The 13,845-nt window shown below is 72.9% G+C and carries 10 protein-coding genes; 7 read left to right on the plus strand and 3 right to left on the minus strand.

Annotation, left to right across the window (positions count from 1 at the left end; genetic code table 11):
• Positions 1 to 14: 14 nt before the first annotated feature.
• The gene (locus ABZ845_RS14645; RefSeq protein ID WP_360978263.1) at positions 15 to 1,160 is read left to right on the plus strand and encodes an aminopeptidase P family protein; all 1,146 of its coding nucleotides are present in this window, start codon (positions 15 to 17) and stop codon (positions 1,158 to 1,160) included.
• Positions 1,161 to 1,245: 85 nt separating this feature from the next.
• The gene (locus ABZ845_RS14650; RefSeq protein ID WP_360978266.1) at positions 1,246 to 2,196 is read left to right on the plus strand and encodes an aminoglycoside phosphotransferase family protein; all 951 of its coding nucleotides are present in this window, start codon (positions 1,246 to 1,248) and stop codon (positions 2,194 to 2,196) included.
• 57 nt (positions 2,197 to 2,253) lie between these two features.
• On the opposite strand, the gene treZ is transcribed toward ABZ845_RS14650, so the two are convergent.
• On the minus strand, positions 2,254 to 3,999 hold the full coding sequence (treZ, locus tag ABZ845_RS14655; protein WP_360978269.1) for a malto-oligosyltrehalose trehalohydrolase: 1,746 nt from the start codon (positions 3,997 to 3,999) through the stop codon (positions 2,254 to 2,256).
• A gap of 115 nt (positions 4,000 to 4,114) precedes the next feature.
• Between treZ and ABZ845_RS14660 the strand changes: the two genes are divergently transcribed.
• The 3 genes from ABZ845_RS14660 (at position 4,115) to ABZ845_RS14670 (ending at position 6,608) form a co-directional block, all read left to right on the plus strand.
• Positions 4,115 to 4,678 (plus strand): DUF1707 and FHA domain-containing protein, encoded by a 564-nt coding sequence (locus tag ABZ845_RS14660; RefSeq protein WP_360978613.1) that lies wholly within the window; start codon positions 4,115 to 4,117, stop codon positions 4,676 to 4,678.
• A gap of 161 nt (positions 4,679 to 4,839) precedes the next feature.
• Positions 4,840 to 6,165, plus strand: coding sequence for a M14 family zinc carboxypeptidase (locus ABZ845_RS14665; RefSeq protein WP_360978272.1), 1,326 nt, complete (start codon positions 4,840 to 4,842; stop codon positions 6,163 to 6,165).
• A complete protein-coding gene (locus ABZ845_RS14670) occupies positions 6,162 to 6,608 on the plus strand; it encodes an SSI family serine proteinase inhibitor (RefSeq protein ID WP_360978275.1) in 447 nt (148 codons plus the stop codon). Before ABZ845_RS14665 ends, ABZ845_RS14670 begins: the two co-directional genes overlap by 4 nt.
• 109 nt (positions 6,609 to 6,717) lie before the next feature.
• Here the strand turns inward: ABZ845_RS14670 and treY are convergent, their stop codons facing one another.
• Entirely contained in the window at positions 6,718 to 9,069 is a 2,352-nt protein-coding gene (gene treY / locus ABZ845_RS14675) for a malto-oligosyltrehalose synthase (RefSeq protein WP_360978278.1), read from the minus strand.
• A 98-nt stretch (positions 9,070 to 9,167) separates the two neighbouring features.
• Entirely contained in the window at positions 9,168 to 11,321 is a 2,154-nt protein-coding gene (glgX, locus tag ABZ845_RS14680; protein WP_360978281.1) for a glycogen debranching protein GlgX, read from the minus strand.
• A 414-nt stretch (positions 11,322 to 11,735) separates the two neighbouring features.
• Between glgX and ABZ845_RS14685 the strand changes: the two genes are divergently transcribed.
• Together ABZ845_RS14685 and ABZ845_RS14690 are read left to right on the plus strand one after the other, a co-directional pair.
• Complete coding sequence (locus tag ABZ845_RS14685; RefSeq protein ID WP_360978284.1) at positions 11,736 to 12,974, plus strand: SAV2148 family HEPN domain-containing protein; 1,239 nt, start codon at positions 11,736 to 11,738, stop codon at positions 12,972 to 12,974.
• Between the two features lie 118 nt (positions 12,975 to 13,092).
• A complete protein-coding gene (locus ABZ845_RS14690; protein WP_360978287.1) occupies positions 13,093 to 13,818 on the plus strand; it encodes a 3'-5' exonuclease in 726 nt (241 codons plus the stop codon).
• Positions 13,819 to 13,845: the final 27 nt, after the last annotated feature.

Consider the following 13,845-nt stretch of genomic DNA (forward strand, 5'->3'; position numbering starts at 1 on the left):
CGCGGAGGACATGGATGACCGGCACGCCCGAGCCACCCGGCCAAGTCGACCCCGCGCCCTTCACCGCAGAGGACTACGCGGCCCGGATGAGGCGCGCGGCCGGAGCCGCCGACGCCGCCGGGCTCGCGGGGCTCCTGATCGCGCCCGGACCCGACCTGGTCTGGCTGACCGGGTACCGCCCGGTGGAGACCGAGCGCCTCACCCTGCTCGTCCTGCGCGCCGGACACGACCCGGTCCTCGTCGTACCGACCCTGGAAGCGCCCGACGCGGCCAAGGCGGCCGGAGCCCCGGCGCTGACACTGCGTGACTGGACGGACGGCCACGACCCCTACGAGGTGTCCTCCTCCCTGCTCGGGTCCGGCGACCGCTACGGCATCAGCGACAACGCCTGGGCCCTGCACCTGCTGGGCCTGCGCGAAAAGCTCCCGGACGTCGGCCATGTGGCGCTGACGCGTGCCCTTCCGATGCTGCGGGCCGTCAAGGACGCGGCGGAGCTCGACCGCCTGGCAGCCGCCGGCGCCGCGGCGGACGCCGCCTACGAGGAGATCCGGAAGGTGCGCTTCGCCGGGCGCCGGGAGCGCGAGGTCGCCGCGGACCTCGACGGACTGTTGCGGCAGTTCGGGCACAGCCAGGTCGACTTCACCATCGTCGCCTCGGGCCCCAACGGCGCCAACCCGCACCACGAGGCGGAAGAGCGTGTCATCGAGCGCGGCGACATGGTCGTCCTCGACTTCGGCGGCCTCAAGCACGGCTACGGTTCCGACACCTCACGCACCGTCCACGTGGGCGAGCCCACGGACGAGGAGCGCACCGTGCACGAACTGGTGCGCGCGGCGCAGGAGGCCGGTTTCCGCGCCGTCCGGCCGGGCGCGGCCTGCCAGGACGTGGACCGGGCTGCCCGCGCCGTCATCGCCGACGCCGGGTACGGCGAGTACTTCATCCATCGCACGGGCCACGGCATCGGCGTCACCACGCACGAGCCCCCGTACATGATCGAGGGTGAGGAGCAGCCCCTCGTCCCCGGCATGTGCTTCTCCGTGGAGCCCGGCGTCTATCTGCCCGGCCGCTTCGGGGTCCGTATCGAGGACATCGTGACGGTGACCGAGGAGGGCGGGCGCCGCCTCAACAACACACCCCGTGAGATGGCGATAGTCGACTGAGACGGCTGACAGGGCGGCGAGCGCCCTCCCGCCCGGCACCAGAAGTCATCAGCACGTATCCGAGACGGACGACAGCGGCGCGATCATGACCGAGGCACCGACACCGACGGCGGAGACCGTACGCCGACTGGTCCGCTCTCTTCTGCCCGACGACGGGCGCGGGGGCGGGCGCAAGAGCCAGGGCGAGGGACCGGCCGTGACGCCCGTGGCCGAGGGCGGCGGGCACGGCACGTGGTGGGTCGGCTCGCGCCACGTGCTGCGGCTGGCACTGGACCGGGACGCCTCCGCACGTCAGCACCGCGAACTGCGGCTGCGAGGCCTGGCGAGGCCGTACATGGGGATCGCTCTGCCGAAGAGCGTGGCGCGCGGGGAGTGGGCCGCCGGCCTCGCATACACCCTCGACACCCGGCTGCCCGGCACCACGGACGAGCAGCCCGCGGTGTCGGCGGTCGGTGAGGCGGATCTCGCGGCGCTGCTCACGGGGCTGCGCGCGGTGCCCGTACGCCAGGCCGAGGCCCTCGGCGTCCCGCATCTCGCGCCGCGCTCGCTGGAGTCCGTGCGGAGGGCCGCGGCCACGGCCGCCGGACAGCTGGCCGAGCGCGACGAGTTCGACCCCGCCCGCCTCGCCCAGCTCACCGGGCCCGCCGCCCGGCAGCTGACCGCACAGCCCGCCAGGACCCTGGTGCACCACGGACTGGGCGGTGAACACCTGGTCGTGAGTGTCGACGGCCGGGTGCGCGGTGTCCTCGGCTGGGCTGACGCCGTCCTCGGTGACCCGGCCGAGGACATCGCCGCCCTCGCCTGCGCCGTGGGTTCCCCCGCCGCGGTGCGCGCCGCCACCCTCGCCGACTACGGGGCCCGCCCCTGCCTGCGCGGCCTGTGGCTCGCCCGCTGCGACGCCCTCGTCCGTCTCGCCGAGGCGTTCGAGAACCGCGACGGCACGCTGCTGCCGGTCCTGTGCGCCCGGCTGCGCTGCTCCTGGGAACCGATCATGCTCGAACGGGTCACGGAACTGCCCGAGGACGGGACGCCGTAGAGGGCGGCAGCAGCGGTCACGGCCCGTCTGCCGCCGCCGCGGTGGGCAGGCCCGGCCTCACTCCTGGGCCAGCACCACACACGACTCGCCCGGCAGGCTCAGCACCCCGTCCTCGTCCAGGGGCGGCACGGGCTCCCAGGCGGCCAGCACGCGTGCGTCGCGGGCTCCGAGGGGGATGCGCGCCGGGCCCTTGGCGAGGTTCACCGCGACCCGGATCTCTCCGCGGCGGAAGGCGAGCCAGCGGGCTTCCTCATCGAATGTGATCTTCACATCCTCGAAGTCGGGGTCCGAGAGGTCGGGCTGGGAGTGGCGCAGGGCGATCAGTTCCCGGTACCAGGCCAGCACGCGCGCGTGCCGGTCGCGCTCCGGCTCCGACCAGTCCAGGCAGGAGCGGTCGCGGGTCGCCGGGTCCTGGGGGTCGGGCACGTCCTCCTCGGCCCAGCCGTGCGCGGCGAACTCCCGGCGCCTGCCCCGCCGTACGGCCTCGGCGAGAGCGGGATCGGTGTGGTCGGTGAAGAACTGCCAGGGCGTGCCCGCGGCCCACTCCTCGCCCATGAACAGCATCGGTGTGAAGGGGGCGGTGAGCACGAGGGACGCCGCACACGCCAGGAGCCCCGGGGACAGGGACGCCGAAAGCCGGTCCCCCTGGGCCCGGTTGCCCACCTGGTCGTGCGTCTGGGAGTAGCCGAGCAGCCGGTGCGCCGACACGCGCGTGCGGTCCAGCGGGCGGCCGTGCCGCCGTCCGCGGAACGTCGAGTAGGTGCCGTCGTGGAAGAAGCCGCTCGTCAGCGTCTTGGCGAGAGCCGCGAGGGGTGCACGTGCGAAGTCCTCGTAGTAGCCCTGCGATTCGCCGGTCAGAGCGGTGTGCAGGGCGTGGTGGAAGTCGTCGTTCCACTGGGCGTGCATCCCGAGGCCCCGCTCCCCGCGCGGTGTGATGACCCGCGGGTCGCCGAGGTCCGACTCGGCGATCAGGAAGAGCGGCCGGCCCGCCTCGGCGGCGAGCGCGTCGACCTCCGAGGACAGCTCCTCCAGGAAGTGGATCGCGCGGGTGTCGCACAGCGCGTGCACCGCGTCCAGCCGCAGACCGTCCAGCCGGTAGTCGCGCAGCCAGGCCAGGGCGCTGCCGGTCAGATACGCGCGCACCTCGTCCGAGCCCGGCGCGTCAAGGTTCACCGCCGCACCCCAGGGGGTGTGATGCGTCTGTGTGAAGTACGGTCCGAAGGCGGGGAGTTGGTTGCCGGAGGGGCCGAGGTGGTTGTGCACCACGTCCAGGACGACCCCGAGGCCGAGCGCGTGGGCCCGGTCGACGAACCGCTTCAGCGCCTCGGGTCCCCCGTAGGGCTCGTGCACCGCCCAGAGACAGACACCCTCGTAGCCCCAGCCGTGCCGTCCGGGGAACGGACACAGCGGCATCAACTCCACATGGGTGACGCCAAGTTCCACGAGATGCCCGAGCCGCTCGGCCGCCGCGTCCAGCGTGCCCTCCCGGGTGTACGTCCCCACGTGCAGCTCGTACAGCACCGCGCCCGGCAGCCCGCGCCCGGCCCAGTCGGCCCGCCACGCGTACGCCCGCTGGTCGACCACGGCGCTCAGGCCGTCCGGGCCGTCCGGCTGGCGGCGCGAGCGGGGATCGGGCAGGACGGGACCGCCGTCCACCGCGAATCCGTACCGTGTGCCGTCGCCGGCCTCCGCCTCGCCCGCCCACCACCCGGCACGGACCGGATCACGTTCCAGCGCGCGCGTGGCGCCGCCGCAGTGGAGCGTCACCCCGCCGGCCTCTGGTGCCCACACCTCGAACCGCACGGACGGTTCCCCCTCGTCTGCTCACCGCGATGTAGTGCGTCCATGGTGCTGTACATGACGGCCTGGCGTCTTCTGGACACCCCGGCCCGGCTGTCCGACAATCACCTCTGTGTCGCTGTCTTCGTCGTCTTCGTCGTCTTTTGAGTTCCATACCCACCCTGCGCGGCTTTCGGACGCCGAGCGCGACAGGGCGCTGAAGGCGCTGCGCGACGGCGTCGCGATGGGACGGCTGTCGCACGACACGTTCATCCGGCGCATGGAGCTGGTGCTGACCGCCCGGCACCCGCACGAACTGGCCGCGCTCACCGCCGATCTGCCCGCGGAGCGCAGCTGGTCGCGGCTGGTGTTCGGGACCGTGGAGGCGGTGTCCGGGTTCACCGTGCGGCTGCGCCGCGCCTGGCAGGCGGAGCGGCTGCCCAAGCTGCTGCTGCCCGAACCGGGCCGCCTCGTCCCGCTGCGCATCGGCCGTGATCCCGCCAGCGGCCTCAGACTCAGCCATGAGACCGTCTCCCGTGTGCACGCCGAACTGAGCCGCCAGGGCGGTCTGTGGGTGCTGCGCGACCTCGGCTCCACCAACGGCACGACCGTCAACGGCCGCCGGGTGATCGGCGCGGCCGTCGTCCGCGCGGGCGACCAGGTGAGTTTCGGGACGATGGCGTTCCGCCTGGCGGCGGACTGACCTCGTCCGGTCCCCTGGCTCAGGTCAACCGTCCCCGCGGCGCGCGGTGTTGACGTACCCTCCAAGCCGTGACTGACTGTGCGTGCGCCATGCGCACCAGGTGAATCGACGGCACCCCACCGTGGAGGTGTGCCCTGCCGCCACTCCTCCGCTACCCGACCGTGGACGAGCTCGGCGCCCGCGCCGCCGCGCTCGCCGCCCGCCGTCCTCGCGACGCCCGGCTGCGCCGCGTGGGCACGTCCCGCGGCGGCACACCCCTGTGGCTGCTCTCGGTCGGCCATGGCAGCCGCCACGCGCTCGTCGTCGCCGGACCCCACGCCAACGAACCCGTCGGCGGCGCCACCGTCCTGCGCCTGGCGGAACGGGCACTGGCCGACCCCCGGCTCGGCACGGCCGCCGACACCACCTGGAACCTGCTGCTGTGCCTCGACCCGGACGGCGCACGGCGCAACGAGGGCTGGCTGTCCGGCCCTTACACCCTCGACACGTACTTCCGGCGCTTCTTCCGCCCGGGCTTCCTGGAGCAGCCCGAATGGCTGCCCGACGGCGCCGAGCGCGCCGCCCTGCCAGAGACCCGGGCGCTTCTCGAACTCCAGGACGAGCTGCGGCCCTTCCTGCAGTGCTCCCTGCACGGCGTCGACGTCGGCGGCGGCTTCGTCGAGCTGACCCGGGACCTGCCCGGCCTGGCCGAGCGGGTCGCCCGGGCCGCGGCCCGGCTCGGCATCCCGCGCGAGCTCGGCCCTTACGACACCCTGTACTGGCCTGCCCTGGGCCCCGCCGTGTACCGCATCCCGCCGCCCCGGCGCGGGGACCTCGCCGCCGCGATCACCGAGGCGGCCGTCGAGTCCACCTGGTACCACCCGCACCACCGGTACGGAACCGTCACGGCGGTCGTGGAGGCACCCATGTGGGGTGTCGCGGCCGTGGAGGACGGATCGCCGCGCGCCGACGCCCACGCCGTGCTGCGGAAGGTCAGCGAGACGCTGCGGCGTGACACACGCCGCCTCGAGGCCCTCCTGGCCCGTGTCCGCCCCCATCTGGCCGGGGTGCCCGACGCCGCCCGGCTGCTCGCCCCGGTGGACGACTACGTACTCGTCGCTCCCGGACTCGCGGACGCCTGGGACCCCGATGCGCTCGGCGAGGTCCGGCCGCTGTCGCCGCTCGACTCCGCCCGGCTGACGGCCCTCGGCATCTCCGGCCGCCGGGTCGCGCTGCGCACCGCGGGACTGCTCCACCAGCTCGCCAGGGCGGCCGGGCGACCGGCCGAGGGCGCGCTGGCCGAACTGGACGGACTCATCGAAGCGTGGTGCGCCGACTACCGCGACCGCTACGGCGCCCGCTGGATCCCGGTGGCCCGCCAGGCCGAGTACCAGGCCCGTGTGGTGCTCGCCGCCTTCGAACTCGCGGGACTGTGCGCGCCCGTGCGTTTCCGTTCGGGTGAGCCGGGCTGGGGTACCGGGGCCCGGCTGCCGATGCGTATGGAATGAGGAAGAAGACCCTGGCCCTGCGCGGCACCCTGCTCGCCGCGACCGCCCTGCTCGCAGCGACGCCCGCACCCGCCTTGTCCCAGCACGCCGCCGGCGGCAAGTGGCTCTATCTGACGGTCGCCAAGGGCGGCGACATCCGCGCCAGGGAGATCCACGGCAGGCTCCTGATGTGCGACCCGCCCCGGGGGCACGTCGGTGCGGCCAAGGCGTGCGCCGAACTCGACGCGGCACGGGGGGACGTCGACCTCATCCCGCCCCGGCACCTGCTCTGCCCGATGATCTACGACCCCGTCACCGTGTCCGCGCGAGGCCGGTGGACGGGGCGCCGCGTCGACTACGGCCACACCTTCGCGAACACCTGCGACCTGGCTGCGCGGACGGGGTCGGTGTTCGACCTGCCCGACCCGCACAAGACCGGGCCGGTGCCCGGACTGCCACGCTGAACCGCCCCCCGCGCGCGTGCCCGGCATGGGGGCACGCGCGCGGGGCAGGCGCCGGGGACACACGCGCGGTCTCGTCGTACCAGTGGGCTGATTCACGTCCCCGGGACTCTCACGACCCGGCGACCCGCTCCAGCAGCGCGACCGGAAGCCGTCCGAGGAGGCCGGCCAGGCGCGTACGCCCTTCGAACTCCCGCTCGGGGGCCAGTACATCGGCCCACCGGCCGGGCGGCAGCGCGAGGGACGTGTCGTGCCAGCCGCCCGCCTCCGCCAGCCGCAGCGACAGCCGGGTGACCGCCGTGAGCACCTCCCCGGAACGCACGAAGGCCACGCAGTGCCCGGCGCCCGGACCCTCCGCCACGAGCGGCGCGTATGTCGCCGACGCGCCGAACACCTCCGGCCTCGACCGTCGCAGCCGCAGCGCGGCCCCGGTCAGCTCCGCCTTGTCCGAGGGCGCCTCCCGCGGCGCGAACGGCCGCCGGTTGTCGGGGTCGACCAGAGCCCGGTACTCGCCCTCCGTGCCCTGGTAGACGTCCGGCACACCCGGCATCGTCAGATGCGTCAGCGCGGCCCCCAGGACGTTCGCCCGGATGTGCGGCTCCACGGCGTCCCTGAAGTGCGCCACGAGCCGCCCCGGCGCCCCGCACGGCCCGCCCGTCACGAACGCCGCCACCGCCTCCTCGTAGGAGGGGTCCTGCTCGGTCCACGTGGTGTGCAGCCCCGCCTCGCGGACATGTTTGAGGAGCGCCCGCGTGAGGCGCTCCTCGTCCGCGCCGCCCAGCCCGAAGGCGGTCTGCCACGCCACCCAGACCAGATGCGGGTCGGGTGCGCCGCCGCTCGCGCGGCTCACCTCGGCCAGCACGTCCGCCCAGCGCCGCGGGCACTGGGTGAGCACCGAGAGCGCCGCCCGCACGTCCGCGCTGCGCTTGGTGTCGTGCGTCGACAGCACGGTGCCGGTCAGGGGCCGGTCGCGCTGCACGCGCGCGCAGTACGCGTGGAACTCCTCGGGGGACACCGCCGGGGCGCCCGGTTCACCGCCCACCTCGTTCACCGACAGCAGCGGCACATAGCGGTAGAAGGCCGTGTCCTCCACGGACTTGGCGCGCAGCGCCGACGCCGTCTGCGCGAACCGGTCGCGGAACCCGGCCTGCGCGGCCCCGTCCCCGGCGCGCCCCAGCACCAGTGCGCGCACCGTGTCGACCGCGTGCGCCTCCTCGGGCACGGTGAATGCGGCCCGGGCCCCGGCGGCGGCCTCCTCGGTGACCACGGCGGCGGCGTCGGCGGGGGAGTACGGCCGGTACACCTTCAGCCGTACCAGGAGTTCCCTGAGCGCGGTGCGCAGCGCCCAGGGGGCGTGATCGCGCAGGGCGGGGTCGGGGGAGGCGGCGCACAGGCGGGCCGCCTCCCGCGTCAGACGGTCCAGCTCGGTGGCCAGTTCGTGCGTGAGGACCTCATGGGCGGCGCGCCGCGCCGTCCGGCCCCAGTCGCCGCCGCGGTCGTCCGGCGGGGCCGCGAACTCGCGATAGTGGCCGAGCAGCTCGGCCGCGCCCGTGGCGTCGGCGAACAGCCCGTCCACGTGTCGCAGCGCGTCGTACCCGGTGGTGCCCGCGACCGCCCAGGCGCCGGGCAGCTCCTCGTCGGCCGCGAGGATCTTCTCGACCACGGTCCAGTGGCCCCCGCTCGCCTCGTGCAGCCGGCGCAGATAGCCCTCCGGGTCGGCCAGACCGTCGGGGTGGTCCACGCGCAGCCCGTGGATCACCCCCTCGTCGAGCAGCCGCAGAAGCGTTCCGTGCGTCGCGGTGAAGACCTCCGGGTCCTCCACGCGCACCCCGATGAGCTCGGAGATGCTGAAGAACCGCCGGTAGTTCAGCTCCGTACGGGCCAGCCGCCACCACACCGGGCGGTACCACTGGGCGTCCAGGAGCTGGGGCAGCGGCAGCGACGCCGTGCCCTCGCGCAGCGGGAACGCGTGTTCGTGGTAACGCAGTACGTCCCCGTCCGCCTTGAGCTCCTCCAGCTCCTCGCCGAGCCTGTGGCCCAGCACCGGCAGCAGCAGCTGCCCGCCCTGCGCGTCCCAGTCGATGTCGAACCAGCGTGCGTACGGCGATACGGGGCCCTCGCGCAGCACCTCCCACAGGGCGTGGTTGTGGCGGGGGGAGGCGGCCATGTGGTTGGGCACGATGTCCACGACCAGGCCGAGCCCGTGCTCGCGCGCGGTGCGGGCCAGGGAGCGCAGCCCCGCCTCGCCGCCCAGCTCGTCCCGTACACGCGAGGGGTCCACGACGTCGTAGCCGTGCGTCGAGCCCGGAACCGCTTCCAGGACGGGAGACAGATGCAGATGCGAGACGCCGAGGGCGGCCAGATACGGCACGGCCGCCTCCGCCGCACCGAACGGGAACTCCGGCTGCAGCTGCAGCCGGTAGGTGCTCGCGGGCACCGCCGGAACGGAACGCTCAGGTGTCATGACACCCTACGTACCCGCGCCGCCCCCTCCCGTCCCACCGGCGCGCCCCAACGGCTGCCGGACGTGGTACCCGCCGACCGCTCCTGGACGCACCGTGCTCACGCCGGCCGCTGAAGCACCACCAGACTGCGGTCCACCACCGTCACCCGCCCCCCGGCCTCGACCTTCGCCCCGGTCCCCGGCGTGACTCCCTCGGCGACCCCCGTGTCGACGACGACCTGCCACTGGCGCCCGTGGTCGACCGGCACCACGAACTCCAGCGTCTGAGGGGAGGCGTTGAACATCAGGAGGAAGGAGTCGTCGGCGATCCGCTCGCCCCGGGGCCCGGGCTCGGAGATCGCGTTGCCGTTGAGGAACACGGTCAGTGCCCGCGCCTGCGCGGACGTCCAGTCCCGCTGGGTCATCTCCTGCCCCCGCGGGGTGAACCACGCGATGTCCGACAGTTCGTCGTGCGTGCCCTGCACCGGGCGGCCGTGGAAGAAGCGGCGCCTGCGGAACACGGGGTGGTCGCGGCGCAGCCACACCATCGCGCGCGTGAACTCCAGCAGCTCGTTGCCGTACCCGCCGTACCCGCCGTACCCGCCGTTTTCGTCTTCCTCGCCGTCCCCGGGCCACTGGACCCACGACAGCTCGTTGTCCTGGCAGTACGCGTTGTTGTTGCCCCGCTGGGTGCGCGCGAACTCGTCGCCGTGGCTGAGCATCGGCACGCCCTGGGACAGCATCAGTGTGGCGATGAAGTTCCGCATCTGCCGCGCCCGCAGCTCCAGCACCGCGGGATCGTCGCTCGCGCCCTCGGCCCCGCAGTTCCAGGACCGGTTGTGGCTCTCGCCGTCGCGGTTGTCCTCGCCGTTCGCCTCGTTGTGCTTCTCGTTGTACGAGACCAGGTCGTGCAGCGTGAAGCCGTCGTGGCAGGTCACGAAGTTGATGGAGGCGAGCGGACGGCGGCCGTCGTCCTGGTAGAGGTCGGAGGAACCGGTCAGCCGGGAGGCGAATTCGGCGAGCGCGCGCGGTTCGCCGCGCCACAGGTCACGGACCGTGTCGCGGTACTTGCCGTTCCACTCGGTCCACAGCGGCGGGAAATTGCCCACCTGGTAGCCGCCCTCGCCCACGTCCCACGGCTCGGCGATCAGCTTCACCTGGGAGACCACCGGGTCCTGCTGGACCAGGTCGAAGAACGACGACAGGCGGTCCACCTCGTGGAACTGTCGCGCAAGGGTCGCCGCGAGATCGAAGCGGAAGCCGTCCACGTGCATGTCGGTGACCCAGTAGCGCAGGGAGTCCATGATCAGCTGAAGGACGTGCGGCGAGCGCATCAGCAGGGAGTTACCGGTCCCCGTGGTGTCCATGTAGTACCGCGGGTCGTCCGGCAGCCGGTAGTACGAGGGGTTGTCCAGGCCCCTGAACGAGAGCGTGGGACCCAGGTGGTTGCCCTCGGCGGTGTGGTTGTAGACCACGTCCAGGATGACCTCGATACCGGCCTCGTGCAGCGCCCGGACGGCCGACTTGAACTCCAGGACCTGCTGGCCGCGGTCGCCCCAGGAGGCGTAGGCGTTGTGCGGGGCGAAGAAGCCGATCGTGTTGTAGCCCCAGTAGTTGCCGAGGTCCATGTCCGCCAGACGGTGATCGTTGACGAACTGGTGTACGGGCATCAGCTCGAGTGCGGTGACACCCAACTCGGTCAGATGTTCGATGATCGCGGGGTGGGCCAGGGCCGCGTAGGTGCCGCGCAGCTCATCGGGGAGCGCGGGGTGGCACATCGTCAGGCCCTTGACGTGGGCCTCGTAGATCACCGTGCGGTGGTACTCGGTACGCGGCGGCCGGTCGTCGCCCCAGTCGAAGTAGGGATTGATCACCACCGACGCCATGGTGTGCGGGGCCGAGTCCAGGTCGTTGCGCTTGTCCGGGGCGCCGAAGGGGTAGCCGTACACCTCCTCTCCCCATTTCACCGAGCCGCTGATGGCGCGCGCGTAGGGGTCGAGCAGCAGCTTCGCCGAGTTGCAGCGCAGCCCGCGGCCGGGGGCGTACGGGCCGTGCACCCGGAACCCGTACCGCTGCCCCGGCATCACCCCCGGCAGATACGCGTGCCGTACGAACGCGTCGGTCTCGCGCAGCTCGACCGCCGTCTCCGAACCGTCGTCGTGCAGCAGGCACAACTCGATCCTGTCGGCGGCCTCGGAATAGACCGCGAAGTTGGTCCCGGCACCGTCGTAGGTGGCGCCGAGCGGATACGCCTCTCCAGGCCAGACCTGCATGGACACGACTATCCCAGTTGTCGTGGCTCTCGCGGGGTGCCTTGCCGCCGAGTCTCCACGAAAGTGAGGGAACGTCACGCTCGCGGCGCCCGGGTCAACGGCCGGATGTTCACTCACCCCATGGTGTGGGTGAATGTCGGTTTTCACCACATAGTGGTGCGACGACTAGACGACTATCCGCAGCCCGTGGCTGTTCACCGGCCGGGTGGCCGGACCGCTCCGCCCGGCGCCGACGCTATGAATCCGCTAACGCAGTCCACACTCGACGGGCAGAACGGACATGCACGGGGCGGTAGTTGAGAACAGATGCTGTCCATCCGGCTGCATCGCGCCGCGCTCGCGGAGTACCCTTCCTTGATCGTTGGTGGGGTTCGGCCCCCGGGGAGGCCCGGGGGAGCGGAAGGCGGTGCGCGGGTGGGCTCGGGAGGGCTGGAGCTTCCCCCTGGTGACGAGGGTCACGAGGGTGGCTCCACGGATGTCCCGCCCGGGGCGGTGTCCCTGGCACGGCCGATGGAGATGGGCTCCATCGGACCGGAACTCGACTGGAACGCCGACGCCTGGCGTGAGGTGCGCACACGCGCCCAGCGGGCGGGGCGGGCCTACATCTGGCTGAACCTGGTCGAACAGCGGCTGCGCGCGGTCGTGGCCGCCGTTCTGAGGCCCGTCTACGAACCCGTCCACGGCGACGACTGGGTCGTCGCGGCGGCAGGGCCGGCCGGCCAGGAGTGGGTGCAGCGCGCGGTCGCGGTGCGCGAAGTCAGCCGCCGCAAGGGCTACTTGCTCGATCCCGCCGACGACAACGTGCTGAGCTTCCTGACGCTTCCGCAGCTGCGCGAGCTGATGGTGCAGCACTGGCCGTGCTTCGAGCCCTATCTGGACGACCGGCGCGACGTCGAACTCGCCCTGGACGAGCTGGAAGTGACCCGCAACGTGGTCTCGCGCAACCGGGCGCTGTCCCAGTCCGTCCTCGCCCAGGCCGAGCGCGCCTCCGCCCGGCTCCTGGAGGCCCTCGGCGCCGGAGGCGATGTGCCGTCCGCGCGGCGGCTGCCCGTCGACGCCGTCGAGGACCTTGTGGGCGACCGGTACGCGGACGTGGTCGCCGTCCATCCGGACCGGGTGCGGCTGCTGCGACAGTTCCCCGCCGAGGACATCTTCGGCGGCGCCCGCCGGCTGGACGCCATCGGTATCGGGCTCAACCTGCTCGTGCAGAACTTCTCCGGGCGCCGGCTTGTGCGGCTGGCCGAGTCCGGCTGCCGGGTGCGGCTGCTGTTCCTCAACCCCGCCTCCAGCGCGGTCAAGCGGCGCGAGCGGGAGCTGGGTGTCAAGAAGGGCGAACTGAGCCGCGCCGTCGAGATGAACATCCTGCACATGCGCCGGGTGCGCTCGAAGCTGCGTGACCCTGGCGCCTTCGAGATCCAGGTCTTCGACGAGACACCCCGCTTCACCGCGTACCTGGTGGACGGGGACGGCTCGGACGGAATCGCGGTCGTGCAGTCCTATCTGCGGCGCACCCGGGGCATGGAGGCGCCCGTGCTGGTGCTGCGCGGCGGCAGCCGGGTCGTCAAGCCGGACCATGCGGAGGAGGGCGGACTGTTTCCGACCTACCGCGAGGAGTTCGAGCAGGCTTGGGTGGATTCGCGGCCGGTGTCCTGAAGCGTCCCCTCCCGTTGTCCTGTCCCGGGCGCGAGCGGAGCGCGGTCCTCGGATTGTCAGTGGCCCGTGCGAAGGTGGAGGCCACTGGGGGAAAGCACCACCGAGAAGGGGGGCCGCCATGGCCTGGCACCGAGAGCTGCTGATCGGCTTCGACCTGGAGACGACCGGCACGGACCCGTATGAGGCGCGCATTGTCACGGGCGCCGTGATCGAGGTCCGGGACGGGCATGTGCGGGGGCGCCGGGAGTGGCTCGCGGACCCCGGGGTGGAGATCCCGGCGGACGCGGTGGCGGTGCACGGGATCAGCAGCGAACGCGCGTCCGCCGAGGGCAGACCGGCCGACCGGGTCGTGGACGCCATGGCGGATGTGCTGGTGGCGTACTGGAAGTCGGGCGTTCCGGTCGTGGCCTACAACGCAGCCTTCGACCTGACCCTGCTCTCCGCCGAGCTGCGGCGCCACGGGCTGCCTTCCCTGCGCGACCGCCTTGGCGGGACGGACCCCGCCCCGGTCATCGATCCGTACACGATAGACCGGTGGGCCGACCGCTACCGCCGCGGCAAGCGCAACCTCGAAGCGGTCTGCGCGGAGTACGGCGTCGAGCTGAAGTCCGCGCACGACGCCGCCTCGGACGCCCTGGCCGCCGCCCGGCTCGCAGGCGCGATAGCCGTCCGGCACCCGAAGGTCGCGGCCCTCGGCCCGGCGGAGCTGCACCGCCGCCAGATCGAGTGGTACGCGGACTGGGCGGCGGACTTCCAGGACTTCCTGCGCCGCAAGGGGGAGGCGGACGCGGTGGTGGACGGAAGATGGCCCCTGCGGGAGGAGAAGTCCCCGAGCCCGCTGTGAGCCGGTCGGCCGGCCGGACGGCTGCCG

This window comes from Streptomyces sp. NPDC047022 (genome assembly GCF_040644155.1).
GTDB lineage: Bacteria > Actinomycetota > Actinomycetes > Streptomycetales > Streptomycetaceae > Streptomyces.

Coding starts and splice junctions, on each gene's coding strand:
- ABZ845_RS14645 (WP_360978263.1), top strand. CDS start 15: ATGACCGGCACGCCCGAGCCACCCGGCCAAGTCGACCCCGCGCCCTTC.
- ABZ845_RS14650 (WP_360978266.1), top strand. CDS start 1,246: ATGACCGAGGCACCGACACCGACGGCGGAGACCGTACGCCGACTGGTC.
- ABZ845_RS14670 (WP_360978275.1), top strand. CDS start 6,162: ATGAGGAAGAAGACCCTGGCCCTGCGCGGCACCCTGCTCGCCGCGACC.
- treY (WP_360978278.1), bottom strand. CDS start 9,069: ATGACACCTGAGCGTTCCGTTCCGGCGGTGCCCGCGAGCACCTACCGG.
- glgX (WP_360978281.1), bottom strand. CDS start 11,321: ATGCAGGTCTGGCCTGGAGAGGCGTATCCGCTCGGCGCCACCTACGAC.
- ABZ845_RS14690 (WP_360978287.1), top strand. CDS start 13,093: ATGGCCTGGCACCGAGAGCTGCTGATCGGCTTCGACCTGGAGACGACC.